This window comes from Rhodobacter sp. SGA-6-6, assembly GCF_011043545.1.
Lineage (GTDB): Bacteria > Pseudomonadota > Alphaproteobacteria > Rhodobacterales > Rhodobacteraceae > Pseudogemmobacter.
Genome location: NZ_JAAKGP010000003.1, coordinates 346592 through 371527, shown reverse-complemented (window position 1 = coordinate 371527; position 24936 = coordinate 346592). Strand labels below are relative to the sequence as shown.

22 protein-coding genes and 1 pseudogene are annotated in these 24936 nt (G+C 70.8%); 10 read left to right on the top strand and 13 right to left on the bottom strand.

The window, feature by feature from the left end; translation table 11 throughout:
• The first annotated feature begins 4 nt into the window (after positions 1–4).
• Positions 5–1135: a tetratricopeptide repeat protein gene (locus G5B31_RS21355; protein WP_165015897.1), complete on the top strand. Its 1131-nt coding sequence runs from the start codon at positions 5–7 to the stop codon at positions 1133–1135.
• Between the two features lie 13 nt (positions 1136–1148).
• On the opposite strand, the gene G5B31_RS08250 is transcribed toward G5B31_RS21355, so the two are convergent.
• Positions 1149–1784, bottom strand: a complete 636-nt coding sequence (locus G5B31_RS08250) for a hypothetical protein (RefSeq protein ID WP_165015894.1) — start codon at positions 1782–1784, stop codon at positions 1149–1151.
• Positions 1785–2211: 427 nt separating this feature from the next.
• Positions 2212–4077 carry an AI-2E family transporter gene (locus G5B31_RS08245; RefSeq protein WP_165015892.1) on the bottom strand — a complete coding sequence of 622 codons (1866 nt, stop codon included), beginning with the start codon at positions 4075–4077 and terminating at the stop codon, positions 2212–2214.
• A 147-nt stretch (positions 4078–4224) separates the two neighbouring features.
• On the opposite strand from G5B31_RS08245, the gene G5B31_RS08240 reads away from it, so the two are divergent.
• Positions 4225–4704: a hypothetical protein gene (locus tag G5B31_RS08240; protein ID WP_165015889.1), complete on the top strand. Its 480-nt coding sequence runs from the start codon at positions 4225–4227 to the stop codon at positions 4702–4704.
• 184 nt (positions 4705–4888) lie between these two features.
• On the opposite strand, the gene G5B31_RS08235 is transcribed toward G5B31_RS08240, so the two are convergent.
• From G5B31_RS08235 to G5B31_RS08220, 4 genes are all read right to left on the bottom strand, one after another.
• Positions 4889–5053, bottom strand: coding sequence for a DUF1328 domain-containing protein (locus G5B31_RS08235; RefSeq protein WP_165015886.1), 165 nt, complete (start codon positions 5051–5053; stop codon positions 4889–4891).
• 112 nt (positions 5054–5165) lie between these two features.
• Positions 5166–6863 (bottom strand): sensor histidine kinase, encoded by a 1698-nt coding sequence (locus G5B31_RS21450; RefSeq protein ID WP_165015883.1) that lies wholly within the window; start codon positions 6861–6863, stop codon positions 5166–5168.
• Positions 6860–7435, bottom strand: coding sequence for an RNA polymerase sigma factor (locus G5B31_RS08225; RefSeq protein WP_165015880.1), 576 nt, complete (start codon positions 7433–7435; stop codon positions 6860–6862). Before G5B31_RS08225 ends, G5B31_RS21450 begins: the two co-directional genes overlap by 4 nt.
• A complete protein-coding gene (locus tag G5B31_RS08220; RefSeq protein ID WP_165015876.1) occupies positions 7432–7608 on the bottom strand; it encodes a NepR family anti-sigma factor in 177 nt (58 codons plus the stop codon). Before G5B31_RS08220 ends, G5B31_RS08225 begins: the two co-directional genes overlap by 4 nt.
• A gap of 90 nt (positions 7609–7698) precedes the next feature.
• Between G5B31_RS08220 and G5B31_RS08215 the strand changes: the two genes are divergently transcribed.
• Positions 7699–8508, top strand: a complete 810-nt coding sequence (locus G5B31_RS08215; RefSeq protein WP_165015873.1) for a response regulator — start codon at positions 7699–7701, stop codon at positions 8506–8508.
• Between the two features lie 417 nt (positions 8509–8925).
• On the opposite strand, the gene G5B31_RS08210 is transcribed toward G5B31_RS08215, so the two are convergent.
• Positions 8926–10635: a CHASE domain-containing protein gene (locus tag G5B31_RS08210; protein ID WP_165015870.1), complete on the bottom strand. Its 1710-nt coding sequence runs from the start codon at positions 10633–10635 to the stop codon at positions 8926–8928.
• Positions 10636–10888: 253 nt separating this feature from the next.
• Positions 10889–11377 carry a hypothetical protein gene (locus tag G5B31_RS08205; RefSeq protein WP_165015867.1) on the bottom strand — a complete coding sequence of 163 codons (489 nt, stop codon included), beginning with the start codon at positions 11375–11377 and terminating at the stop codon, positions 10889–10891.
• A gap of 165 nt (positions 11378–11542) precedes the next feature.
• Between G5B31_RS08205 and G5B31_RS08200 the strand changes: the two are divergent.
• From G5B31_RS08200 to G5B31_RS08175, 6 genes and pseudogenes are all read left to right on the top strand, one after another.
• Positions 11543–11740, top strand: a pseudogene (locus G5B31_RS08200) (CsbD family protein).
• A gap of 111 nt (positions 11741–11851) precedes the next feature.
• Complete coding sequence (locus G5B31_RS08195) at positions 11852–12187, top strand: phage holin family protein (protein WP_165015864.1); 336 nt, start codon at positions 11852–11854, stop codon at positions 12185–12187.
• Positions 12188–12250: 63 nt separating this feature from the next.
• Complete coding sequence (locus tag G5B31_RS08190) at positions 12251–13219, top strand: hypothetical protein (RefSeq protein ID WP_165015861.1); 969 nt, start codon at positions 12251–12253, stop codon at positions 13217–13219.
• A 331-nt stretch (positions 13220–13550) separates the two neighbouring features.
• Positions 13551–14231 carry an ImuA family protein gene (locus G5B31_RS08185; RefSeq protein ID WP_165015858.1) on the top strand — a complete coding sequence of 227 codons (681 nt, stop codon included), beginning with the start codon at positions 13551–13553 and terminating at the stop codon, positions 14229–14231.
• Entirely contained in the window at positions 14134–15672 is a 1539-nt protein-coding gene (locus tag G5B31_RS08180) for a DNA polymerase Y family protein (protein WP_165015855.1), read from the top strand. The genes G5B31_RS08185 and G5B31_RS08180 overlap by 98 nt, the downstream gene beginning before the upstream one ends.
• Positions 15672–18941: an error-prone DNA polymerase gene (locus G5B31_RS08175; protein WP_165015852.1), complete on the top strand. Its 3270-nt coding sequence runs from the start codon at positions 15672–15674 to the stop codon at positions 18939–18941. The genes G5B31_RS08180 and G5B31_RS08175 overlap by 1 nt, the downstream gene beginning before the upstream one ends.
• On the opposite strand, the gene nth is transcribed toward G5B31_RS08175, so the two are convergent.
• A complete protein-coding gene (nth, locus tag G5B31_RS08170) occupies positions 18913–19644 on the bottom strand; it encodes an endonuclease (RefSeq protein WP_240904331.1) in 732 nt (243 codons plus the stop codon). The genes G5B31_RS08175 and nth overlap by 29 nt on opposite strands.
• 270 nt (positions 19645–19914) lie before the next feature.
• Between nth and G5B31_RS08165 the strand changes: the two genes are divergently transcribed.
• Positions 19915–20817 (top strand): DUF72 domain-containing protein, encoded by a 903-nt coding sequence (locus tag G5B31_RS08165; RefSeq protein ID WP_165015846.1) that lies wholly within the window; start codon positions 19915–19917, stop codon positions 20815–20817.
• A gap of 73 nt (positions 20818–20890) precedes the next feature.
• On the opposite strand, the gene G5B31_RS08160 is transcribed toward G5B31_RS08165, so the two are convergent.
• Genes G5B31_RS08160 through G5B31_RS08145 form a run of 4 tightly spaced genes read right to left on the bottom strand, consistent with a single transcriptional unit; the run spans position 20891 to position 24888 of the window.
• Positions 20891–21661: an ABC transporter ATP-binding protein gene (locus G5B31_RS08160; RefSeq protein ID WP_165015843.1), complete on the bottom strand. Its 771-nt coding sequence runs from the start codon at positions 21659–21661 to the stop codon at positions 20891–20893.
• Between the two features lie 9 nt (positions 21662–21670).
• Positions 21671–22645 carry an ABC transporter substrate-binding protein gene (locus G5B31_RS08155; protein ID WP_165015840.1) on the bottom strand — a complete coding sequence of 325 codons (975 nt, stop codon included), beginning with the start codon at positions 22643–22645 and terminating at the stop codon, positions 21671–21673.
• Positions 22646–22670: 25 nt separating this feature from the next.
• Positions 22671–23513: an ABC transporter permease gene (locus tag G5B31_RS08150; RefSeq protein ID WP_165015837.1), complete on the bottom strand. Its 843-nt coding sequence runs from the start codon at positions 23511–23513 to the stop codon at positions 22671–22673.
• A 4-nt stretch (positions 23514–23517) separates the two neighbouring features.
• A complete protein-coding gene (locus G5B31_RS08145) occupies positions 23518–24888 on the bottom strand; it encodes an LLM class flavin-dependent oxidoreductase (RefSeq protein ID WP_165015834.1) in 1371 nt (456 codons plus the stop codon).
• Between the last annotated feature and the right edge of the window lie 48 nt (positions 24889–24936).

Genomic DNA, 24936 nt, shown 5'->3' with positions numbered 1-24936 from the left:
CGCCATGGCCTTCGCAGCTTTCCGCCCCCTCGCCCTCTGCCTGACCCTTCTGGCCGCGCCGGCGCTGGCCGCGCCCACCTGCGAGGACCGCGGCAAGGATTACGAGGCACGGATCGCCCTTTGCGACAGCGCCTATGCCCAGGCGGGCGATCCCGACGATGCCGCCACCGCGCTCGGCTACAAGGCCGAGGCGCAGCGGATGCTCGGCCGGCTGGACGAGGCGGCGGAGACCTTGCGGGCGGCGCTGCGGCTCGCGCCGCAGAACCCGTGGTATTGGGTGGAACTGGGCCATGTCCGCTTCGACGCCGGCGATCCGGCCGGGGCGGTGGCGCATTACTCCGCCGCCATCGAGCTGGACCCGCAGGACGGCTATGCCAGGCTGAACCGGGCCGAGGGCTGGTGGCGGCTGAACGCCCCCGACCGCTGCCTGGCAGACAGCGGGCCGGCGCTGGACGGCGCACCCGACGACCCCTGGGCCAATCTGGTGCAGGGGCGCTGCCTGACCGGGCTCGGCCGCGCCGAGGAGGGGCTGGCGCATCTGGACCGGGCGCTCGCCGCCGATCCGGCCTGGGCGGCGGTGCGGATCGCCCGGGTCTCGGCGCTGCTGGCGCTCGGCCGGGCGGAGGAGGCGCTGGCGGCGGCCGACGAGGGGCTGGCCGCCCTGCCCGCCGACGACGGTTCGGCGCAGGAGGCGCTGCGCAGCCTGCGGCTGCAGGCGCTGGCGCGCAGCCGGCCGGTGGAGGAGGTGCTGGCCGAGGCCGCGGCGCTGGCGGCGGACTATCCCGACAGCCTGACCGGCCCGGCGGTGAAGGTCTGGACCCTGACCCGCGCCGGCCGGCTGGACGAGGCGGAAGCCGAGGCCGCGCCGCTGCGGGCGGCGGAAACCGCGGGGGCGCCGATGCAGGGCAGCTTCCACGACGCCCTGGCCCAGCTGGCGCTGGCGCAGGGCGACCTGGCCGGCGCGGCGCGGCAGTTCACCCTGGCGATGGCGCTGGACCCGGCGCTGGCCCGCATCTACGCCCGCGGCCTCTCCACGCTCGGCTTCCTGCCGCTCTCGGCCGCCCGTTACAACGTCGCCCTCGCCCTGCAGCGCTGCCTGGAGGCGAAGGGGGCGGAGTGCCGGATCGGGAGCTAGGGGTCGCGGCGCTTCAGCCCAAGGCCTCGCCGTCATCCCCGTGGATCAGCGTCAGGATCAGCGCCGACAGCGCCACATGGGACAGCACCGGCAGCACCGCCCAGAACAGCAGCCAGTGCGAGGGGTCCAGGCTGCGGATCATCGTCTCGTTCAGCAGCAGGAAGGCCAGGTTGAACAGCACCATGATCCGCGTCATCGCCGGCAGGTGCGGCGCCATCTCCGGCCAGGGCCAGAACCGCGCGGCCATGTCATGGCGGCCCGCCAGCATGTCCGAGACGAACATCGCGCCGAGGATGATGTAATAGGCGCTCTGGCTGCGCTGGCACCACAGCGGATCGTCGACCGAGGCCAGCAGGAACAGGGGGCCCATGCCGACCAGAAGGGCGATCAGCACCGTCTCGCGGCGGCTGAACTGGTCGAGGAGTTTCGTCACCATCCCCTCGAACCGCACCGCGATCCGCACCGCCAGCGCCAGCAGGAAGGCGGTGACGAAGGCCTGCCCGCCCTCGCCGGGGCCGAGCAGCACCGAGAGCAGCGGATAGGCCGCCACCAGCACCGCGCCGGGCAGGAAGATCCGGCGCGGCATCGGCGGCACGTCCCGGAACAGCTCCAGGACCAGACGGAGGGAGTCGAGCGTTTGGCGCAGCATGAGCAGGCATCCTCGGGCAGCTTCCTCTCCCCTGCGCCGGGAATCGGGCGGGGATGTGGCGCCGCCGGGCCTTTCGCGCGGCGCGGCGGGGCCCCGGCGAGAGAGGGGCCGCGATCAGGCGGGCGGGATGAGGCGAGGCACTGCCTCGCCCCCGCCCGTGCGCGGTGGATCAACCGGAGACATTGGCAACACGAGACCCCCGGAAGGCCAGCGCCCGACCCGGCGGGCGAGAAGCGCCCGCCGGGGGCGGGGCGGGCGCTGGCCGGGCCTTTGGAGGCCCGGCCGGTCCCGGTTCAACCGTTGCGCTGTGGCGAAGGCACGCGCCTTCGCCAAGGGAGGCGGATGGCGCGGCAGGGTGAACCTCGCTCTACAAGCCGGGATTTCGATGTAGGGCGAGGGGTCTCCCCGCCACTGCTCGCCGGAAGCCTCACCCCGCCCGTTCCGCCTCCACCGGCCGCTCGAACGCCAGCGCCAGCGCCTGCTCCAGCCCCACCGCCACCGCATCGGCCCCGGTCCGGGCCTCGGGCACCTCGGTCTCGCCGGTCAGCGGCCAGAGCGCCAGCACCACCCGCAACCCGGGGAAGCGCCGCCGCAGCTGGCGCAGCTGCATCGCCGCCCGCGGGCCGGCGGCGCCGTCCAGCGCGGCGATCAGCACCGTCCCGGCGCCGAAATCGCGCAAGCCCGGCCCCGGCAGCGCGCGGTGCGGCAGCACCAGCGTCTCGGCCCCCCTGGCCCGCAGCGCCTGCGCCAGCAGCTCGGCCGCAGCATCGTCCAGCAAGGTCCGCGCGCCCACCACCGCGACCCGCCGCCCCTCGCCCGGCAGCGCCGCGTCCTCGGCCTTCTCCTCCTCGATCAACGGCTCCATCCGCTCGGTCAGGTCGAAGACGGCATGGGCGATGTGCTGCGCCTGCCGGTCGGTCAAAAGCCCCGCGTCGTGGTCCGCCTGCGCCATTGCCAGCACCGGGATCGCCTGGCGGTCGTAATAGGCGGCGATCTCGTCCGCCGGACGCTCGCCGCCTTCGGCCAGCGCGGCGGCCTCGTCGAAGGCGAAGGCATGGCCGGTCAGCAGCCGGTCGTAGAGCCGGGCGGTCTCCTCCAGCACCGGGTTGTCGCCGAGCAGGATCGAGAACACCCGCAGCCCGGGCACATGGTGGCCGATCACCACCAGGCAGACGGTCAGCGGCGTGGCGATGATCAGCCCCATCGGCCCCCAGAGCCAGGTCCAGAACATCGCCGAGACGATCACCGCCAGCGGGCTGACCCCGGTGCGGCGGCCGTAGAAGAACGGCTCGATCACGTTGGAGGTGAGGAATTCCACCGCCAGGAACAGCGCCGCCGTCCACAGCACCATCGACCAGCCGGGCGAGACGGCGAAGGCCATCACCAGCGGCAGGATCGCCGAGATCGCGGTGCCGAGATAGGGCACGAAGCGCAGGATCAGGGTGACGAGGCCGAAGAACATCGCGTTCGGCACCCCGATCAGCCAGAGGCCCAGCCAGATCGGCACCGCATAGATCACGTTCACCACCAGCTGCGCCACCAGATAGGTGGAGACCCGCGCCCCGGCCTCGGCCAGCAGCCGCGAGGTGGCGAGGATGTTGCTGCCGCCGATCAGCAGCACCAGCCGGTCGCGCAGCGCCGCCCGCTCCAGAAGGGCGAAGACCACCACCACGGCGACCAGGCCGAACACCACCACCGGGCTCAGCGCGGGCAGGATCACCGCGCTCAGCCAGTCGGTCAGGCTGGTCTGGTCCACCACCTCGACCCGCATCGCACCGGGGTCGGCCGCCGCGCCCTCCTGCGGCTGCAGCCTTGCGCCGATGTCGGCCACCATCTCCTGCAGATGGGCGACGACGCGGCTGTCCTTGCCCATGTCGAGGATGGCGTCGATCTTCGAGATCACGTTGCCCTGGTATTGCGGCAGGTTGGCGCCGATCTGGCTGAGCTGGTAGGCGAGGACGAGGACGAAGGACCCCACCAGCAGCGCCGCCGCGATCACCGTCAGCACCACCGCCGTCTTGTCGCCCAGGCCGAGGCGGCGCAGGGCGTTGACCACCGGCGTCAGGATGAAAGCGAACAGCATCCCGAGCGCGAGCGGCAGGAACAGCTCCCGCCCCACGGCAAGGATGATGCAGACCGCGGTGATCACCGCCAGCGCGGTCAGCGAGACGATGGAATGGCCGGCCCGCTCCGGCAGGTGAAGCCCGTTGCCGCCCCACCCTCCGGCCGTGCGGCCGCTTGCCGGGACGTTCCGCCGCTCGGGCCGCCCCTCTGGCTGTTCGGGCGCCTGCATGATCCCTGTCCCCCCCAGCGCCCCTTCCCCGGGGCGTTGCGCAGGGGGTAACGGCGGAGGATGTGGCCGGGTTCCCTGCCGGCCGGGAACCTTTGCCCGCAGCGCGCGTTTTCCCGTCACTCGGACCCCAGCCAGAGGGACAAGACGATGCCCGACACCACCGGACCGGCCCGCCTTCCCGTCACCCTGATCAACGCCGCCGCCCTGCGCCGGATGCCCGTGCCGGCCTCCGGGGGCATCCTGCTGGTCGCCGGCAGCGGCATCGTCGACATGACCCTGGCCGAACTGGCCCTGCCCGGGGCCGAGATGATCTGGACCGATTTCCGCCAGAGCAGCGCGCTCGGTCGGCTGCACCAGCGCATCGACGCGCTCGGCGGCCTGGACCGGCTGGTGCTTTCGGCCGACGGCGAAAGGGCCGAGGCGGTGTTCTCGGTGATGTGCGCGATCCTCAGCCTGCTGCCGGCGCTGCGCCGCCCCGGCCGGGCGCAGGTCACGCTGCTGCTGGACGACGGGCCGGCGGTGGCCTCGCTGCAGGAGTTCCTCCAGCGGCTGGCGCCCCGGCTGCGCGGCGACGGCATCTCGGTCGGGCTGGAGGTGGTGCTGCCGCCGGCGGTTCCGGCGGGCTGAGCCTTTCCTTTTCCCACATCCCGACAATCGGCGATCTCCGCACGGAGATCGCGGCGGATTTCGCGCGAAATCCGTTCCGGCCGGAAAAAAGGGCTGCGCCGAAAGACGCAGCCCAGTCCAGGGACAGGAGGGAAAACGAAGCGGGTCCGGGCCTGCTACGGGGCCCGCACCCCTTCGGCGGGCATCAGCCGCGCCGCAGGACGCGGCCGATCAGGGACAGAACGAAGAGCACCAGGAAAATGAAGAACAGAATCTGCGCGATCCCCGCCGAGGTGCCGGCGATGCCGCTGAAGCCCAGGACACCGGCGATGATGGCGATGACCAGGAAGGTGACTGCCCAACCAAGCATTGGAACGCTCCTTTCAATCGGGGCGGCACCCGGGGTGCCGATGATCGGAAGGACAACCCGCGGCGGGGACCGGGGTTCCCTGAGCGGAAAGAAAAATCACGGGTGGGGAAGGTCAGATCGGGGTGCGCGGGAAGGTCAGCTCGACGACCGAGCGGTCGCCCTCGATCCGGGTCACCACCCGGCCGCGCAGCTGGGTGGCGAACTGCATCAGGATCCGCCGCGGCAGCGCGGCCAGGCCCTGCGTGGTCTCGGGCCGGAACTCGGGCACGTCGGGGCCCTCGACCTTCAGGCAGATGTCCTCGCCCGAGCCGAGGAGCGAGACCTCGATGCCCCGGGCCATGCGCTCTTTCGCGGCGAAGTGGCAGCTGACCGTCTCGGCCAGTGCCAGCGCCAGCGGAATGGCGGTCTGGGCCGGCAGCAGGATCGGCTCGAACCGCTTGCGGGCGGAGCCGATGGCGATGCCGTGGATCGCCTTCAGCCGCAGGATGACCGCGTTCAGCACCTCGTCCATCGGCACGTCGTGGCGGCCCTCCAGCCCGTAGAGGCTGGTATGGGTGGAAGAGAGCGCGATCACCCGGTTGATCAGCCCGTCCAGCACCCCGCGCATCCCCGGATCGCCGCTTTCGCGCCGATACATCCGCATGATCGAGGCGATGATCTGCAGGCTGTTGCCGCTGCGGTGATGCACCTCGTGCAGAAGGCGGTCCTTGTCGACCAGCAGGTTCTCCAGCTCGGCCTCGTCCTGGGCGATGGCGTCGATCAGCTCCTCGTAGACGCCGTGCAGCTTCTGGATCTCGGCCGGGGCGCCGGCGATGCCGGGGACGGCGGTGCGGCGGCGGCTGGCCATGTAGGAGGTCATCGACCGCGACAGCGCCCGCACATGCCGCACCACCAGCCGCTGCGAGGCGATGGAGGCCGCCAGCAGCGCCGCGGCCCAGGTCAGCGCCGGCAGGAGGAAGGGCGCGAGGCCGGTGCTCCACCCGGCCACGGCATCGTGCTGCCACAGCGCCAGCAGGTAAAGGTCGTCGGCGACCCGGGTGACCGAGACGATCTGCCGCTTGCCCTCCGCCCCGCGGTGATAGAAGGGCTGGCCCACCTGCCCCTCCAGCCGGTCGGTGGCAAGATCGGACGGCAGCAGCCCGGCAACATCCGGCGGGTCCCGGTCGGCCGCCAGCATCCGGCCGTCGCCGGTGAAGGTGGCCATCAGCGCCGGCTGCCACAGGCCGTAATCGCTCTGATACGGCCGCGGGGTGACGGCCTGATGGGTCAGCAGGATGCCGATGGCGCCCTGCTGCACCCCCTGCCGGTCCACCACCGGCGCGCCGACCACGATCACCGGCAGGCCCGTGACCGGCCCGCGCGGGTTGTAGCGCAGCGAGGGCTCGGGCCGGGTCGGCAGTTCGGCAATGAAGGCATCGGCCGCCAGGTCCGCCTTCGCCTCGTCCGAGGCGCAGGTGATCGGCCCCTCGGCGGGGACATAGGCCACGATTGTGGCCTGCGGAATGGCTGCGGCCACCGCCGCCAGCCGGGCGCTGCAACTGGCGCCGGTGGTGATGCCGGGCGCCAGCATCGCCGCCACCGTGCGCGCCGCGGCCTGGGCGTCGCGGATCAGGTCGATCTGCGGCCGCACCGCCTCGCGCGAGGCGCCGCCGATGCCGTCCAGCGTGGTCTTCTCCATCTGGTCCAGCGAGACCCAGGTCTGCACCACCGACAGGATGCCGAGCGGCAGCAGCGCCAGCACCAGGGTGGAGCCCAGGCGGAATCCGAGGCTGCTGGCCGAGAACCCCTGCCTGCGGCCGGGGGCCTTCACCGCGCCGCCGTCGATGCCCGCAGCACGACCGCCTGTGTCGCACCGTCGGTGCCGGAGAACATGTCCTCGCCATCGGCGAGATGCAGAAGCTCGGTCAGGCGGCGGCGGGCGCGGCTGGCGCGGCTTTTCACCGTGCCGACGGCGACGCCCATCATCCCCGCCGCCTCTTCGCAGGAGAAGCCGGAGGCGCCGATCAGGATCAGCACCTCGCGATGCTCGGGGGAAAGCTGGTCGAAGGCGCGCTGGAAGTCCTTCAGCGCCAGCCGGCTGTCATGGGCCGGGCGCTCGGACAGGGTGGCGGCGAAGGCGCCGTCGCTGTCCTGCACCTCGCGCCGGGTCTTGCGCAGGCCGGAGTAGAAGGTGTTGCGCAGGATGGTGAAGAGCCAGGCATCCAGGTTGCTGCCCGGGTCGAACTTGTCCATGTTCGACCAGGCCTTCAGGATAGTGTCTTGCACCAGGTCGTCCGCATGGGTCACGTCGCGCGTCAGGCTGATGGCGAAGGCGCGCAGCCGCGGGATCGCCGCGGGCAGCCTGTCGCGCGGGTCTTCGGGGGCAACGGCGGCGGCGGTCAAGAGTCGCCTCCCTTGATCGCCGCATCCCGCGCCTTCAGTTGCGCCAGAAGGTCCTTAAACCTGTCGGGCAACTCTTCGGCCGCTGCAAGGGCATAGACACGCTTGAGATTCTCGTCGATCTGTGCGTGGATCGCCTGCCTGCGCGGAGTGTTCTCGTCCTGCTCGCCTGCCATTTCCCGATATTCCCACATTTTTCCTTGGAACCAAACACCTGCCTGCGCGTTCGGTTCCCGGTGAGTTGGAAAAATATCGGAGCCGACCAGATGATCGCACAGGAAGCCAGTGACCTGACCTCCCGCGTGGCCCGCCACCTGCCCTATCTGCGCCGGTATGCCCGCGCGCTGACCGGGAACCAGGCCAGCGGGGATGCCTATGCCGTGGCCGTGCTGGAATCGGTGGTCGCCGATCCCGCGCTGGTTTCGGACCATCCCGACACGCGGCTGGCGCTGTTCGCGGTGTTCCATACCATCTGGTCCAGCTCCGGCGCGCCGGTGGCCGAGCCGGACACCGGCATCTCGGGCCGGGCGCAGGCGCATCTGGCCGGGCTGACCCACAATTCGCGCGAGGCGCTGCTGCTGCACACCATCGAGGGCTTCGACCACGACCAGATCGCCGCGATCATGGGCATCGGCGCCGACGAGGCCGCGCATCTGGTCGACGTGGCCCGGCGCGAGATGGAGGCCTCGGTCCGCGGCGCGGTGCTGGTGATCGAGGACGAGGCGATCATCGCCATGGACATCGCCGACATCGTGGAGGCCATGGGCCACCGCGTCACCGGCAATGCCCGCACCCATGCCGAGGCGGTGGCGCTGGCCGCGGCCGACCGGCCCGACCTGATCCTGGCCGACATCCAGCTGGCCGACAATTCCTCGGGCATCGACGCGGTGAACGAGATCCTGTCGCAGTTCGGCGACCTGCCGGTGATCTTCATCACCGCCTTCCCAGAACGGCTGCTGACCGGCGAGCGGCCCGAGCCGGCCTTCCTGATCAACAAGCCCTATACCGAGGAACAGATCCGCTCCGCCGTCAGCCAGGCGATGTTCTTCGCCTCGACCGAGACGCTGGTGGCGTGAGACGGGGCAGGCTCCGCCCTGCCCCCGGACGACGACATGCCGGCCCTGTCCTCCCCGCTCGCGTTGGGAGGGCAGCTGCACGCGGGTGGAGGCGGGTTATCCCGTCGATCTGCACAGGGATGGTAGGGCGGGGTTCACCCCGCCGTTCCTTCGGTTTCCGCGGGCGGGAACAGGCGAGGCATTGCCTCGCCCCGCCCGTGCGCGGCACGTCAGCCGGAGACGCTGGCAGCCCTAGACCGGGAGAGGCCAGCACCCGACCCGGCGGGCGAGAAGCGCCTGGCCAAAGGGCGGGGCGGGCGCTGGCCGGGCCGTGAGGGCCTGGCCGGTCCGGTTGAACCGTTGCGCTGTGGCGAAGGCACACGCCTTCGCCAAGGCAGAGGGCGATGGAACCCTCGGGGGCCCCGATGGAGCCGGCGTTCACCCCGCCGTTTCTCCGTCTCTGACCATCATCCCCCGCCGCCGGCGCCTTTCCCGGGACCCTGCCCCTTCGTCCTTCGGCTTCATCGCCGGGTTCAGCGGGAAGCGCAGAGTGATCCGTAGCCCCTCCCCGGTGAAGCTGCGCTCTATGGTCCCGGACAATTCGCCCTTCAGGCTGGCCTCGATCAGGCGCGAGCCGAAGCCCTTGCCCGCCGCCGGCGTCGCCTCTGCGGTCTCGAACCGTTCCACCCAGTCGATCACCACCTCGGGCGGGCTGCTCTCCTCGATCCGCCAGCCGACCCTCAGGCCGCCGCCGCCCTCGGACAGGCCGCCGTATTTCATCGCATTGGTCACCAGTTCATGCGCCACCAGCGCCAGGGCGTGGGCCTGCCTTTCGTCCAGGATAACCGGCGGGCCGTCGAGCAGATGCTCCACCTCCTCGGTGTCGAGGCATTGCTGCAGCTCCTTGCGCAGGATCTCGCGCAGGCCCGCCTGCGCCATGGCGGTGCCGGCCAGGATTTCCTGCACCGCCGCCATCGCCTGCAACCGGGCGTCGAAGGCCGCGGTGAAGGTGGCGACATCCTCCGCCCCGCGCGCGCTCTGCCGGGCGATGGACTGGATGCGGGCGATGTGGTTCTTGATCCGGTGCTTCATCTCCTGCAGCAGCAGCCCGCGGTATTCAGCCTCGCGCGCGGCGGCGGCCATCACCTCGCGCGCCTGCGCCTCCTCGTGCCGGCGGGCGGCGACGGCAAGGCCGGTCGCGGCGGCGAAGAAGACCGAGATCAGCCCGACCAGCAGGGTGCCGAGATGCCGGTGCCAGGCCCGGCCGCCGGTCTGCCAGACGTCGATCCGCCAGCTGCGCCCCATCACCTCCACCTCGCGCACCTGCCGCAGCGCCGTGCCCTCCGCCGGGATGTCGCCGCGGTAGAGCGGCCGCTCGGGCGCCGCCTTGTCGACGATCTCCAGCGCCACCGGCAGGTCGGGCGCCTCGGCCAGCGCGGCGCGGATCAGGTCGGCGCCGCGGAAGGGGGCGTAGACGAAGCCCTCCGCCGGCGGCCCGCCGGCGGTGTCCGCCGCCTCCAGCAGGTCCGGCCGGCCGCCATAGGCGAGGTAGATCAGGAAGCCCATCTGCTTCTCGCCGTCGATCTCCTGCACCAGAACGGCGGGGCCGCTCATCTCGGGCTCGTCGCTGGCGATGGCGCGCAGCATTGCGGCGCGGCGGACCGGATCGGAATACATGTCGTAGCCGAGCGCGGCCAGGTTGCGCTCGTCCGCCGGCTCCAGCAGCACGATGGGCGCGCGCCAGGGCTGGTCGGTGGCGGGACGGACCGGGATCTGCTGGCGGTAATGGGCCAGAAGCTCGGCCTCGGGCCCCGCCGTCTGCGCCGCGGGAACCAGCGGCGCGAAGCCGACGCCGCGGACGCCGCTCAGGTCGCTGGCGATTCCCACCTCGACGATGAAGCGCAGGAATTCGTTGCGGGCGACCAGACCGTCCTGCGCCGCGAACAGGCCCTTGGCCGCGCGCAGCACCACGACATGCTGGTGCAGCCGGGTGGTGATCAGGTCCACCGCCAGATCGGCGGTGCGGGCGAATTCCGCCGTGGCCCGCCGGGTTTCGGCCAGATGCACGGCGAAGGTCATCGCCAGCCCCATCAGCAGCGCGCCCGCCAGCGCAGCCCAAGGCATGAGCCGGCCGAGAAGACGCCTCACCTCCCGCCTCCGGGCAGGGTCCGCCCGCAGGCAGGCCGGCGTGACGCAGGAGCGGGAAAGCCGGCCATGGGATTTCCGTGCGACCTTTCTTGCGAAGCAGGCTGAGACCGCGCCCACATTCCGCAAAGCCGGGCCGCAGGTCAACGGTCCCGCTGAGCGGTCGAGCCGAATTTTCCCCTTGACGTTAGGGCCGAGGGGAAAAGCAAAAGGGCCGCCCCCGAAGGGACGGCCCCGAAACGTCGGCCGGAAGGGATTACTTCAGCCGCGACACCACGCCCTCGGCGAAGGTGTCCACCAGCTTGCGATAGGTCTCGTCGGTGTCGGTGGTGCTCAGCCGCAGCACCTCGCCCTCGGCCAGGATGACATGGGCGTTCTCCAGCGAGACGCTCAGTTCGTAGGCGTCGTAGTTGCTGTTGTCGGTCTGGTCGTTGACGTTGACCTGACCCACCAGCACCGCATCGCCCAGGTTCAGCTCGCGCTCGAAGGCATTGGCCAGTTCCACCTCGCGGATGTCGACCAGGATTTCGGCGCCGTCCTCGGCCATCAGGTCGCCGACCCGGGCGCCGATCGCGGCTTCGAGGTCCTTTTCGAGGTTGCCCCAATAGGCCACGGCCTTCTCGTCCTGGATCGCGGTCAGGTCCGCGCTCACGTCGACCTTGGAAATCTTGTCCACCTCGGCGAAGGCCATGGTGCCCAGGGCGGTCGCGGTCAGGGCGGCGGCAAGCGTCTTGATGCAAGGCATGGGATCTCTCCATTCCGTTGATGCCATCGCTGGCGATTACGGCAGGACAACGCGACGGCGGCCGGATCGGTTCCAGCGCGGCCCGGCGGCGGGGCCGGGAACCGTCCCGTCGCGGCCGGCGTTGCCCTGCCATACCGCATCCCTGACACCAGAAAGGAACCCGCGATGAACTGGGACCAGATCGAAGGCAAATGGAAAGAGCTGAAGGGCTAGGCCAAGGTCAAATGGGGCAAGCTGACCGACGACGAGCTGGACATGGCCGAGGGCCAGCGCGACCAGCTGGTCGGCAAGCTGCAGCAGAAATACGGCATCGCCAAGGAAGAGGCCGAGCGCCAGCTGGACGACTGGTCGCGCGGGCTCTGACCGCGACAGAGAGAGGCCGGGCCGCAACGCCCGGCCTTTTTCTGCGGTGCAGAGGGAACCGGGCCGCAGTTGCAGCGTTGTTCCCGCATCCCGACCCCAGCGGAGCCCGCAATGTCCGACCCGCGTTCCCAAAGCCTCTGGCCTCTCCTGCGCTTCGCGCTGTCGGCGCGGCAATCGCTGCGGCTGCGGCTGGCGCTGATGAAGGCCGAGACGCGCGAGCGCGGGCGCTTCGCCGGGCAGGGATTGGTGCTGGCGGTGCTGGGGGCGATCCTCGCCGTTGCCGCCATCGGCCTCGGCCTTGCCGCCGTGGTCGCCGCGCTTTGCGCCGCGGGCTGGTCGGTGCCGGCCGCGCTCGGCCTGACCGCGGGCGGGTCGGCGGTGGTCGGCCTGATCCTTCTGCTCCTCGGCCGGCAGGCGCTGGCCCGGGCGTTTTCGTCGCGGCGCTGATCCCCGCCGCGTCCCTCGTTCCCCCGACCGCCGGGCTGTCCCGGCGCATTCAAGGAGAGTTCCATGTTCTTTTCCTCCGACACCCGCCGGCTGAAATCCGCGATCGACGCGGAGGACGTGAATCTCGGCCAGACCCTGGCCGAACTGGCCGCCGCCATCGGCCTCGGCAAGGCCGGGGTCCGCGCCGCCGGCATCGCCCGCGCCCATCCGGTGCCGGTGGCGCTGGCCGGGGCGGGGATCGCGGGCGCGGGGCTGGCGCTGATGATGCTGCGCCCCGCCACCCGCGAGACCGCCGCCGAGGCCGCCGGGCAGGCGGCCGACGACTGGATGGCCGCCGCGCGCTCGGCCCGCGACGCCGCCCGCGACCGGCTGCTGGAGCTTTACGAACAGGGCCGCGCCACCGCCGAGGCCCGCGCCGCCGTGGCGGCCGAGCAGGCCGAGGCGGTCGCCGCCGCGATGCGCCAGGGCCTCGGCCATCTGGGCGAGGAAGCCGCCGACATGGCGCTGGAAGCCCGCCGCAAGGCCTGGGACGCGATGGAAGAGGGCGGACGGATGGCCGGGCGCATGGCCGGACGCGGGCTGGACGAAGGCCGGCGGATGGCGCAGGAGCACCCAATCGCCGCCTCGGTCACCGGGCTGGCGGTGGGGGCGGGGCTGGTCGCCCTGCTCCTGCGCAGCCGCGGGGTGCTGAAGACGCTGGCCCCGGTGGCGCTGGTCGCCGCCGTGACCGAGATGACGCTGCGCCTGCGCCGGAACGGCGGGGTGGAAGAGGTGGCGGAGGACCTGAAGGAGGCCGCCGACGACACCATCCGCAGCGCCGGCAAGGCCGTCCGCCGCGCCAGCCGCAAGGCCGAAGCCGCGGGCGAGAAGGCGACCCGGGCCGCGGCCGAGACCGCGAAGACCGCCACCCGCCGGACGAAATCGGCGGCGAAGGCGGGGGTGAGAAAGGCCGAGAAGGCGGTCCAGAAGTCGGTGGAGCAGGCCGCCGACGCGGCCGAGGCCACGCTGAACGGGGCTTCGACGACGCATTGAGGCGAAGGCTCCTGCGCTTTCCCCTCTGTCTTGGCGAAGGCGCGTGCCTTCGCCACGGCGGCAACGCTTCCCCTTGTCCCGGCCGGGACCATAAGTTCCGGCCAGCGCCCGCCCGCCCCTCGGCGGGCGCTTCTCGCCCGCCCGGGCGGGCGCTGGCCTCTCGGGGTTTAGAACTGCCACCGTCTCCGGTTGACATGCCGCGCACGGGCGGGGGCGAGGCAGTGCCTCGCCTGATCCCGCCCGGCCAGACGTGGGGCGCCCCGCCTTGCCCTCTCCCCCCAACAGCGTTAAAAGAACAAATCAGGAACATTCAGGTATGATTCCGTGCGCCATGCCGCGGACAGAGGCTCATTCGACAACCGCGCCGCCCTTCCGCCGCCCGCGGCTGGTCCCGGCGGGCGCGACGCTCTCCGAGGTCTTCGCCCCTTCCGGGGCCGAAGCCGCGGCGGCGGGCTTCGTGCTGGCGCGGCTGCCGCGCGGCACCGCGCCGATCCTCTGGCTGCAGGACCATCCGGCGGCGCGCGAGAGCGGGCGGCCCTACCTGCCCGGCCTCGGCCCCCGCAGCCTGCTGCTGATGCAGCTGTCGCGCCCCGCCGACGTGCTGGCCGCGGCGGAGGAGGGGCTGCGCTGCGCCGCCCTGGCCGGGGTGGTGGCCGAACTGCGGGGCAATCCGCCCGCCGTCTCCTTCACCGCGTTGAAGCGGCTGGCCTTGCGGGCGGAAGCCTCCGGCCTGCCCTGCTGGCTGATCCGGCAGGCCGCGGCCGAGGACCTCAGCGCCGCGCGCGACCGCTGGCGGATCGCGCCCCTGCCCTCGGCCGCCAACCCGGACGACCCCCGCGCCCCCGGCGCCCCGCGCTGGCGGGTGGAGCTGTTCCGGTCCCGCAGCGGACGGCCCGGCGAATGGGTGGCCAGCCATGACCGGACGTCGGATCGTCTCGATCTGGTTGCCGCAGTTCCCGATGGAGCGCTGGATGCGGCAGGCCGCGCGGCGGGGCGAGGCACCCTGCGATGATGCCCCCATGGCGCTGGCCGCGGAAGGCCCGCACGGGCCGGTGATCCATGCCGCCAACCGCGCCGCCCGGGCCGCCGGCGTGACCCTGGGCGCCCGGCTGGCCGACATGCGGGCGCTGGTGCCCACGCTGCGGGTGGATCATGCCGACCCGCAGGGCGACCGGGCGGCGCTGCGGCAGCTGGCCCTCTGGGCGCGGCGCTGGTGCCCCTGGACCGCCGCCGACGCGCCGGAGGACAGCCCGGCCGAGACCCACGGCCTGATCCTCGACACCACCGGCTCTGCCCATCTTCACGGCGGCGAACCGGCGATGCTGGAGGGGATGGAGGCCGGGCTCTCCACCCTGGGCTTCACCGCCCGCCCGGCGCTGGCGCCGACCTGGGGCGCGGCCTGGGCGCTGGCCCGCTTCGGCCCGGTGCGGGCGATCCAGGCGGCGGCCGAGGACCTGGACCCGCTGCCCGCCGCCGCGCTGCGGCTGGACGGCGAGACGCTGCTGCTCCTGAACCGGCTGGGGCTGCGGACCATCGGCACGCTGGCCGCCCTGCCCCGGCTGTCGCTGGCCCGCCGCTTCGCCCGCGCGGCCCCGCCGCAGAACCCGCTGATCCGGCTGGACCAGCTGACCGGCAAGCTGCCGGAGCCGGTGTCGCCGCCCGGCATCCCCGAGCCCTTCCGCGCCGATGCCCGGCTGGCCGAGCCGATCTTCGACCCGACCCATCATCTGCCCGGCCTCTTCGCCGATCTCTGCGGCCAGTTGGACCGTGCCCATCGCGGCGCCCGGCGGCTGGCGCTGACCGTCTACCGCACCGATGGCGAGACCCGGCGGATCGAGGCCGCCTGCGCCTCGGCCAGCCGCGACGCCGCCCATCTGGCCTTCCTGTTCCGCGACCGGCTGGAGCGGATCGACCCCGGCTTCGGCTTCGACCTGATCTCGCTGGAGGCGCCGCTGACCGAGCCGCTGGCGCCCCGCCAGCCCGACCTGGCCGGCGGCACCGATGCGGCGGTGGAGCTGGCGCAACTGGCCGACCGGCTGGCCGCCCGTTTCGGCAAGGCCGCGCTGTCGCGGCTGGCCGCGGTGGAAAGCCATATCCCCGAACGGGCCGAGACCCGCCTGCCGCCGCTGGCCGCGCCGAAGGTGGAGCCCGCCGACACCGAACGCCCGCAGCGCCTGCTGTCCCCGGCCGAGGAGGTGCTGGTGCTCTACGCCGTGCCCGAAGGCCCGCCGGCGCAGTTCCGCTGGCGGCGGCGCACCCATCGCGTCGCCCGCTACCAGGGCCCGGAACGCATCGCGCCGGAATGGTGGCAGGATCGCCCCGGCACCCGCCTGCGCGACTATTTCAAGGTCGAGGACGAGGCCGGCCACCGCTACTGGCTTTACCGCGAGGGGGTGCAGGGCGACGGCCGCGGCGGCGCCCCGCGCTGGTTCCTGCACGGGATCTTCGCCTGATGCCCGACAACGACCGCCATTTCCGCAAGACCCTGAGCGGGCACTTCCCGCCCAATCCGCGCGCGGCTTACGTGGAACTGGCGGTGACCACGCCCTATTCCTTCCTGCGCGGCGCCTCGGAGGCCCCGGACCTGGCCGCCACCGCCCATGCCCTCGGCTACGACGCGCTCGGCGTGGCCGATCTCAACACCATGGCCGGCGTGGTCCGTATCCATGCCGAGGCGCGGAAGGCCGGCCTCCGCCCCGTCATCGGCTGCCGGCTGAAGCTGCTGACGGGCGAGGAATTCCTGGCTTATCCGCGCGACCGGGCGGCCTGGGGCCGGCTCTGCACCCTGCTGACCAAGGGCAAGCGGCACGATCCTTCCGGGGCATGGCAGGCCAAGGGCGTCTGCGATCTCACGCTTGCCGACCTGGAGGCCCATGCCGAGGGGGTGCAGCTGATCGTCATTCCCGACGAAAGCCTGCCGCAGCGGCTGGCCGGGCTGGTCCGCCGCCTGCCCGGGCTGCGCCACATCGCCGTCCGCCATCTCTACCGCGGTGACGACCGGGCGCGGATCAACCGGCTGGACCGGCTGGCCAAGGCGCACGGGATCGGCATCCTCGCCACCAACGACGTGCATTACCATGTGCCGGACCGCCGCCCGCTGCAGGACGTGATGACCTGCATCCGCGAGAAGGTCACCCTTCCCCAGGCGGGATTCCTGCTGGAGGCCAATGCCGAGCGGCACCTGAAATCCCCCGCCGAGATGTGCCAGCTCTTCGCCGACTGGCCCCACGCCATCCGCGCCACGCGCGAGGTGGCGGATGCCTGCGGTTTCGGGCTGGAGGAACTGGCCTATCACTATCCGCAGGAGACCGTCCCCGAGGGCGAGACCGCGCAGAGCCAGCTGGAGAAGCTGACCTGGCAGGGCGCGGAAGGCCGCTACCCCGACGGCGTGCCACAGAAGGTGCGCGGCCTGCTCGAGAAGGAACTGGAGATCATCGGCCGCAAGAACATCGCCCAGTATTTCCTGACCGTGCAGGAGATCGTGGTCTTCGCCCGGGGCGAAGGCATCCTCTGCCAGGGCCGCGGCTCGGCCGCCAATTCGGCGGTCTGCTACGTGCTGGGGATCACTTCGGTCGATCCGGCCGAGCAGGAGCTTCTGTTCGAGCGTTTCATCAGCCTGGACCGCGACGAGCCGCCCGACATCGACGTGGATTTCGAGCATGAGCGGCGCGAGGAGGTGATCCAGCACATCTACGACAGATACGGGCGCCACCGCGCCGGCCTCTGCGCCACCGTCATCCATTACCGCCCGCGCAGCGCCATCCGCGAGGTCGGCAAGGCCATGGGCCTGTCCGAGGACGTGACCACCGCGCTGGCCAAGACCGTCTGGGGCAACTGGGGCACCTCGATGGACGGCGCCAACGCAAGCGAGGCGGGGGTGGACCTGACCGATCCGCTGCTGGCCCGCACCCTGCGGCTGGCCGAGCAGATGATCGGGATGCCCCGCCACCTGAGCCAGCATGTCGGCGGCTTCATCCTGACCGAGGGGCCGCTGCACGAGACCGTTCCCATCGGCAATGCCGCCATGCCCGACCGCAGCTTCATCGAATGGGACAAGGACGACATCGACGAACTGGGCATCCTCAAGGTCGATGTGCTGGCGCTCGGGATGCTGACCTGCATCCGCAAGTGCTTCGACCTGCTGAGAGGTCATTACGGGGAGGACCACGACCTCGCCTCGATCCCGCAGGGAAAGAAGGAGGTCTACGAGATGCTGTGCAAGGGCGATGCCATCGGCGTGTTCCAGGTGGAAAGCCGGGCGCAGATGAACATGCTGCCGCGGCTGCGGCCGCGCGAGTTCTACGACCTGGTGATCGAGGTCGCCATCGTCCGCCCCGGCCCGATCCAGGGCGACATGGTGCATCCCTACCTGCGGCGGCGGAACGGCGAGGAAGCGGTGGTCTACCCCTCGCCCGCCCGCCCGCATCCGCCGGAGGAGCTGAAGAACATCCTGAAGCGCACCCTCGGCGTGCCGATCTTCCAGGAACAGGCGATGAAGATCGCCATGGATGCGGCCAGGTTCACCTCGGAAGAGGCCAACGAGTTGCGCCGCGCCATGGCCACCTTCCGCTCGCGCGGCACCATCGCGGATCTGGAGGAGCGGATGGTCGGCAAGATGATCGACCGCGGCTACGACCCGGATTTCGCCCGGCGCTGCTTCGACCAGATCAAGGGCTTCGGCGACTACGGCTTCCCGGAAAGCCATGCGGTCAGCTTCGCGCTGCTGGTCTATGTCTCGGCCTGGCTGAAATGCTTTTACCCGGCGGCCTTCGCCTGCGCGCTGCTCAACAGCCAGCCGATGGGCTTCTACGCCCCGGCGCAAATCGTCCGCGATGCGCGCGATCACAAGGTGGAGGTGCGGGAGGTGGACGTGAACTTCTCCGACTGGGACAATACGCTGGAACCCGCCGCGCCGGGGCAGTTCGCCCTGCGGCTGGGGTTCCGGCAGATCGAAGGGCTGGGGCAGGACGCGGCCGAGCGGCTGATGAAAGCCCGGGACGCGCCCTTCTCCGGCCTTCCCGACCTCGCCGCCCGCAGCCGCCTGCCCGCGCGGGCGATCCGGGCGCTGGCGGCGGCGGATGCCTTCCGCTCCACCGGGCTCGACCGCCGCGCCGCGCTGTGGGAGGCGAAGGCGCTGAAGGAGGCGCCCGACCTGCCGCTGTTCCGCCGCGGCGAGGACGAAGGCGACGAGCCCCCCGTCCCCCTGCCCGCGATGCCGCGCTGCGAACAGGTGGTCGCCGACTACCAGACCCTGCGACTGTCGCTGAAGGCCCATCCGATGGTCTTCCTGCGCGCCAGCATGACCCGCCAGGGTTTCGTCCGCGCCGAGGATCTGGCGGAATTGCCCAGCGGCCGCCGGGTGCGGCTGGCCGGGCTGGTGCTGATCCGCCAGCGCCCCGGCAGCGCCAAGGGCGTCTGCTTCATCACGCTGGAGGACGAGACCGGCGCCGCCAACCTGGTGGTCTGGCCCAAGGTGATGGCGGCCTTCCGCAAGGTGGTGATGACCGCCCGGCTGATGCAGGTGACCGGCCGCCTGCAGCGCGACCCCGGCTCCGGCGTGACCCATGTCGTGGCCGAGATCCTGCAGGACCGCAGCGACGCCCTGCTGCGCCTGGCCGACCGCAGCCTGCCGCCTTCGCCGGCGCATCCTTCGCTTCCCGCCCCCGTCCTCGGCCATCCGCGGAACGCGCGGATCATGCCGAATTCGCGGGATTTCCATTGAGGACGGGCGCTTCGTTCTGACGGAAGGCTGCAGCGGCCCGGCACCGCTGGCGGATCGGGCAGTTCCGGCACTCCGCGCAGTCGGCGTGGCAGATGGTCTGGCCGAGGCGCTTCATCAGGACATGCAGTTCCGCAAGATCGGCGGCGCTCCAGCCGGGCACCGCCGCCATCGTCCAGTCGTAGGCGGTCCGCGTGTCGGCCTTGCACCGGACGAAGCCGAACCGGCGCAGGATCCTCAGGATATGGGTGTCCACCACGAAGGCCGGCATGTGCAGGGTGCTGAAGTTGAGGGTGGAGGCCGAGACCTTCCGGCCGACGCCGGGCAGACGCTCCAGCCATGCAAGCGCCCGCGCCACGCCCAGGCTGCCAAGAAAGGTCAGGTCGAAATCCGGGCGGGACGAGGCTATGTCGGCCAAGGCGGTGCAAAGATGCTGCGCCTTCACGTCAGGGAAGGTCACATCGCCGATGACGGCCTCGATATCGGCCGCCGGCGCAAGGGCGAGGCCGGACCAGTCGGGATAAGCCGCCACGAGCCGCAGATAGGCGCCCAGAGAGACTTCGTCCCGTGTGCGCCCGCTGATCATGGATTTCACCAGCTGGCCGATGGGCGGGCGGACATGGATCGGCCCGGCGGGGCCGAAGCCGGACCTCAGCCGGTCCCGCACCCACGCCATGTCCTCGGCAGCCCCAAAGCTGAATGCCATCTGCATGACTCACCTTGTGAACAAAAAGAGAACGATGCAAGGCGGGCAGATCGTGCAAGCGATCAACATCCTGTCATGTGCCATGGAAAGGCGCCCCTACGGGCTGCGCCCCCGCCGTTCAGCCGCGCGTTGCCGCCTGCAATCGCCGGCAACCGGGAACCCCGGCGAGGGCTGCGGGATTGGAGAAGGACGTGCAATGCCGCACGTCAAACACCCGGAGCGGCTGCCGATGCTGTCCATCCCGACCGGCCCGACGCGGGGCACAAGACCATGACCTCGCGCCGGGGCGACATCCGCATCGGCGTGTCGGGCTGGCGCTATCCGCCGTGGCGCGGGCATTTCTATCCCAAGGGTCTGGTGCAGCACCGAGAACTCGCATTCGCGGCAAGCCGGTTTTCCGCGCTGGAAATCAACGGCACGTTCTACGGGCTGCAACGCCCCGAGGTCTTCGCGCGCTGGGCCGAGGCGGTGCCGGAGGATTTCCTCTTCGCCGTCAAGGCCCCGCGCTTCATCACCCATGAGATCCGCCTGCGCGATGCCGAGACCCCGCTGGCGAATTTCCTGGCGTCGGGACTGCTCTGCCTCGGCCCCAGGCTGGGACCGCTGCTCTGGCAATTGCCGCCCAGCTTCCGCTTCGACGCCGCGCTGATCGGCGAGTTCCTCGGGTTGCTGCCGAAGGATACCCGGGCCGCGGCAGAGCTTGCGCGCCGGCACGACCGGCAGGTCGAAGGACGCGCCGCGACCGCGACCGACGCGCGCCGCCCGCTGCGCCATGCCATCGAGATCCGGCACGAAAGCTTCCGCACCCCGGCCTTCGTGGACCTCTTGCGCGAGCATGATGTCGCGCTGGTCTGCGCCGATACGGTGGACTGGCCGCGCCTGATGGATCTGACCTCGGACTTCGTCTATTGCCGCCTGCACGGCTCGGCCGAACTCTACCGCTCGCGCTATGACGACGAGGACCTGGCCCGATGGGCCGGCCGCATACGCGCCTGGTCCGAGGGACGCCCGATGCACGACGGCGATTTCGCCGGCGGGGAAAACCCGGCCGACGCGGCCCGCGACGTTTTCGTCTTCTTCGACAACACCGACAAGCTCCATGCCCCGGACGATGCGCGGCGGCTGATGGAGATGCTGGCCCAGGGGCCGGATCGGGGCGACGTCCGCGGATGACGGATCGCCGACAACAAGCCGGGTCGGGCGGGCCGAGGCGCTGCTTTCCGGGGAGCCGATCGGGAAGCCGAAGTCAGTGCAGGCCGAACTCGGCCATCAGGCGGCGGCGCATCGCCACGAAGTCCGGTTCGCTGCGGTCGCGGGGTCTTGGCAGGCGGATATCGATCAGGCGGGGCTGGCTGCCCCGCTCGTTCGGCAGCATCAACACCCGGTCGGCGAGAAAGATCGCCTCTTCCAGATCGTGGGTGACGAGGATCATCGTGACCTTTTCCTCGCGCCAGATGCGGGCCAGCTCCTCTTGCATGGTCAGCTTGGTCATGGCGTCCAGCGCGCCAAGCGGCTCGTCCAAAAGCAGAATTCCGGGCTGCACGGTCAGCGCGCGGGCGATTCCCACGCGCTGCGCCATGCCGCCCGACAACTGGCGGGGATAGGCCTTCTCGAACGCAGCCAGGCCAACCAGCCGGATGTAATGCCGGGCCCGCGCCTCGGCCCGGTCGGCGGGCAGACCACGAACGGTCAGGCCAAAGGCCACGTTGCCGAGCACGGTCAGCCAAGGCAGCAGGCGCGGCTCCTGGAAGATGATCGCCCGTTCGGTGCCCACGCCCTGCACGGGATGGCCGTCGATCAGGATCTCGCCCCGATCCGGCTGTTCCAGCCCCGCCAGCACACGCAGAAGCGTGGTCTTGCCGCAGCCCGAAGGGCCGACGATGGCCAGCGCCTCGCCGCCCCGCACTTCCAGCTGCAGATCGCGCAACACATCGAGACGCTGGCCGTTCAGCGCGAAGGATTTGGAGAGGTCACGCACGGTGACCTCTCCGCGGCGGCTGTGTTCGACCACGCTCATCTGCCTGCCTCAGTTGGTGACCGGGCTGTCGCCCGTGGTGTAAAGGATGTCCCTGGCGACCAGCTTGCCTTTCGGCACGGCGCCTTCGCGTTCCAGAACGTCGATCCAGAACTGGATGTCGCGATCGATGGCCAGCCCGCCTTCGCGCACGCCGTAGCCCGCGAAATATTGCGCAACATCGGGGTTCTCGCCGCGTTCGGCCAGGACGCGGGCAAAGATGGCCCTGGTCTCTTCAGGATGTTCGCGGGCATAATCCAGCGCCTTGACCGACCCCTGGACAAAGATCTTCGCCTCTTCGGGGTGCGCCTCGATCCAGTCGCGGCGCAGCACGATGAAGCCACCGGCGATTTCACCCAGAACGTCGGTGTCGTCGAAGATCGCGCGCAGCCCGCCGTTCTTCAGCGCCGCGCCGGTGAAGGTGGTCTGCCAGTAGCCGAAGGCCGAGACATCGACCTGGCCCGAGCGCAGCACCTGTTCCAGTTGCGGACCGGGCACCACGATCAGGTTGGCGCTGTCGGCGGGCAGGCCCTTCTGATGCAGCCCCTCGCGCACGGTATAGTCGAGATGTGCCCCCAGCGTGTTCACTGCGATGGTCTTGCCGACGATGTCCCCGATGCTTTTGATGGGGCTGCCTTCCAGCACATAGAAGATCGACTGCACCTCGTCGTCGATGCCGTTCGAGGGGAAGGCCGCGACGAAATCATTGCCGGCGGCGATGGAGTTCAGCACGGCGGCCGTGGCGGCAGAGCCAAGCTCGACGCTGCCTCCGGCCAGCGCCACCAGCGAGGCGGGTCCCCCCTGCGCATAGCCCACGTTTTCCAGCGTGATGCCGGTGCCGTCGAAATAGCCCAGTTCGGCGGCCAGTTCATGGGCGGAAAGGCCGCCCTGGCTGGCAAGGTAGCGGATGGTCACGTCGGCCCATGCGGGGGTCAGCGACAGGCCAAGCGCGGTGGACAGCACGAGCGTGCGAAGCGGGAGGGTCATGATCTTTTTCCTTGGTTGAGAGAATTCAGCGGGACGAAAGCTCGGCCCAGCGGCAGAGACGGCGCTGCAGGGCGACAAGGGCGGCATTCGCGGTCAGGCCAAGCAGGGCCAGAAGCAGGATGGCGGCGAACATCTGCGGGATCTGGAAGTTGTATTGCGCATTCATCACCTGAAACCCCAGCCCCTTGTTCGCGCCGATCATCTCGGCCGCGATCAGCAGAAGAAGGGCGGTGGTGGCCGACAGGCGCAGGCCGACGAAGATCGAGGGCACCGAGGCGGGCAGCACGACCCGGCGGAAGATGGTGGCACGCCCGGCGCCGAAGGTGGCTGCCATTTCGATCAGCTTGCGGTCCACCTCCTTCACCCCCCCGATGGTGGCCAGCAGGATGGGGAACAGCGTGGCCCAGAAGATGACGAAGACCTTCGATGCCTCGCCCAGACCCAGCAGCAGGATGAAGACCGGATACAGCGCCAGCGCCGAAGTCTGGCGGAAGAACTGCAGGATCGGGTCCAGCGCCTGTTCCACCGCGCGGATCTGGCCCATGAACAGGCCCAGCGGGATGCCGATGGCCACCGCCGCCGCGAAGGCAAGGCCGGACCGCTGCAGGCTGATGGCGATGTCGTCGATCAGCGCCCCGCCCGACAGGCCCTGCAACAGCGCGGCCAGGATCGCGTCCAGCGGCGGAAAGACGGTGGGGTTGATCCAGCCTCCGGTGGCGCCGATCTGCCAGGCGGCCAGAAAGCCCGCCAACAGGCCATAGCGGCGCAGGGCCGCGCCGGCGCGCACCGCCCCCCGGCGCAGGATCGCGGCACCCGGGGCGACGTTGACCGGCACGGGGACGGAGGAGTCGAGGCCCTGGTAGGTCATGGCGTCACTCCGCGGCAAGGGCCGAGCGGCGGACGGCGGACCAGCGGTTTTCCGGGAAAGGCAGCCCGAGGTTCTCGCGCAGGGTCCGGCCTTCATAGGCGGTGCGGAACAGGCCACGGCGCTGCAGTTCGGGGATGACGAGATCGACGAAATCGGTCAGGCCGGTCGGCAGCCAGGGCGGCAGGATGTTGAACCCGTCGGCGCCGTCGTTGTGGAACCAGTCCTCGAGAATATCGGCGATCTGGACGGGCGTGCCGACCACGGTGAAATGCCCGCGCGCGCTGGCGACATGCTGGTAGAGCTGGCGGATGGTAAAGCCGTTCTCATCCGCGATCTGCCGGATCAGCGCCTGGCGCGACTTCATTCCCTCGGTCGGCTCCACCGGCGGCAGCGGGCCGTCGAGATCCACTCCGGTCAGGTCCAGCGTGCCCCCGGTCAGACCCTTGATCAGGGCGATGCCGTCCTCTTCGAGGATGAGGCCGGTCAAGCGGTCGTATTTCTCGCGCGCTTCCGCCTCGGTTTTCCCGACAAAGGGCGAGACGCCGGGCATGATCAGGATATGGTCGGGGTTGCGGCCCAGACCCTGGGCACGGGCCTTGATGTCGCGGTAGAATTCCTGCGCAGTGTCCAGCCTTTGATGTGCGGTGAAGATCACCTCGGCCGTCGCCGCCGCCAGACCCCGGCCATCGTCGGACTGGCCCGCCTGCACGATCACCGGATGGCCCTGGGCCGAACGGCTGACGTTCAGCGGCCCGCGCACCTTGAAATGGTCGCCGCTGTGGTTGGCGGGATGCACCTTGGCGGGGTCGAAGAACTGGCCGCTGTCCTTGTCGCGCAGGAAGGCGTCATCCTCGAAACTGTCCCAAAGCTTCCTGACCACCTCGACATGTTCCGCCGCGCGGCGGTAGCGGAAAGCATGGGGGTGCTGGTGGTCGAGGTTGAAGTTGTGCGCCGCGGCCTCGGTCGCGGTGGTCACCACGTTCCAGCCCGCGCGCCCGCCCGAGATCAGGTCCAGCGAGGCGAACTTGCGGGCGGTGTTGTAGGGTTCCTCATAGGTGGTCGAGGCGGTGGCGATGAAGCCAAGGTGCTTCGTCAGCGGCGCGAGGGCCGAAAACAGGGTCACCGGCTCGAACCCGGCCACCTTGGCATTGCCGCCCTCGACTCCGCCGCCAAAGGCGATGGCGAGGCCGTCGGCAAGGAAATAGGCGTCGAACAGGCCGCGTTCGGCCTCCTGCGCAAGCTTCACATGGAAGTCGAAGCTGGTCGCGCCATCGGCGGGACTGTCGGGATGACGCCAGGCGGCAATGTGCTGGCCGCCACCGGGCAGGAAGGCGCCAAGACGGATCTTGCGGGCGGGTTCGGGAAGGTTGGACATGGTCGTTCCTTTCAGGCAAGCCGGGGCCGGCCCCGAAAGAGGACGGGG

What these genes read in the sequence shown, in the direction of transcription:
- G5B31_RS21355 (WP_165015897.1), top strand. Translation starts at nt 5, where the DNA reads ATGGCCTTCGCAGCTTTCCGCCCCCTCGCCCTCTGCCTGACCCTTCTG.
- G5B31_RS08160 (WP_165015843.1), bottom strand. Translation starts at nt 21,661, where the DNA reads ATGAGCGTGGTCGAACACAGCCGCCGCGGAGAGGTCACCGTGCGTGAC.
- G5B31_RS08215 (WP_165015873.1), top strand. Translation starts at nt 7,699, where the DNA reads ATGATCGCACAGGAAGCCAGTGACCTGACCTCCCGCGTGGCCCGCCAC.
- G5B31_RS08150 (WP_165015837.1), bottom strand. Translation starts at nt 23,513, where the DNA reads ATGACCTACCAGGGCCTCGACTCCTCCGTCCCCGTGCCGGTCAACGTC.
- G5B31_RS08155 (WP_165015840.1), bottom strand. Translation starts at nt 22,645, where the DNA reads ATGACCCTCCCGCTTCGCACGCTCGTGCTGTCCACCGCGCTTGGCCTG.
- G5B31_RS08185 (WP_165015858.1), top strand. Translation starts at nt 13,551, where the DNA reads ATGCCGCGGACAGAGGCTCATTCGACAACCGCGCCGCCCTTCCGCCGC.
- G5B31_RS08195 (WP_165015864.1), top strand. Translation starts at nt 11,852, where the DNA reads ATGTCCGACCCGCGTTCCCAAAGCCTCTGGCCTCTCCTGCGCTTCGCG.
- G5B31_RS08190 (WP_165015861.1), top strand. Translation starts at nt 12,251, where the DNA reads ATGTTCTTTTCCTCCGACACCCGCCGGCTGAAATCCGCGATCGACGCG.
- G5B31_RS08245 (WP_165015892.1), bottom strand. Translation starts at nt 4,077, where the DNA reads ATGCAGGCGCCCGAACAGCCAGAGGGGCGGCCCGAGCGGCGGAACGTC.
- G5B31_RS08175 (WP_165015852.1), top strand. Translation starts at nt 15,672, where the DNA reads ATGCCCGACAACGACCGCCATTTCCGCAAGACCCTGAGCGGGCACTTC.
- nth (WP_240904331.1), bottom strand. Translation starts at nt 19,644, where the DNA reads ATGGCATTCAGCTTTGGGGCTGCCGAGGACATGGCGTGGGTGCGGGAC.
- G5B31_RS08240 (WP_165015889.1), top strand. Translation starts at nt 4,225, where the DNA reads ATGCCCGACACCACCGGACCGGCCCGCCTTCCCGTCACCCTGATCAAC.
- G5B31_RS08220 (WP_165015876.1), bottom strand. Translation starts at nt 7,608, where the DNA reads ATGGCAGGCGAGCAGGACGAGAACACTCCGCGCAGGCAGGCGATCCAC.
- G5B31_RS08145 (WP_165015834.1), bottom strand. Translation starts at nt 24,888, where the DNA reads ATGTCCAACCTTCCCGAACCCGCCCGCAAGATCCGTCTTGGCGCCTTC.
- G5B31_RS08205 (WP_165015867.1), bottom strand. Translation starts at nt 11,377, where the DNA reads ATGCCTTGCATCAAGACGCTTGCCGCCGCCCTGACCGCGACCGCCCTG.
- G5B31_RS08250 (WP_165015894.1), bottom strand. Translation starts at nt 1,784, where the DNA reads ATGCTGCGCCAAACGCTCGACTCCCTCCGTCTGGTCCTGGAGCTGTTC.
- G5B31_RS08180 (WP_165015855.1), top strand. Translation starts at nt 14,134, where the DNA reads ATGACCGGACGTCGGATCGTCTCGATCTGGTTGCCGCAGTTCCCGATG.
- G5B31_RS08165 (WP_165015846.1), top strand. Translation starts at nt 19,915, where the DNA reads ATGACCTCGCGCCGGGGCGACATCCGCATCGGCGTGTCGGGCTGGCGC.
- G5B31_RS08235 (WP_165015886.1), bottom strand. Translation starts at nt 5,053, where the DNA reads ATGCTTGGTTGGGCAGTCACCTTCCTGGTCATCGCCATCATCGCCGGT.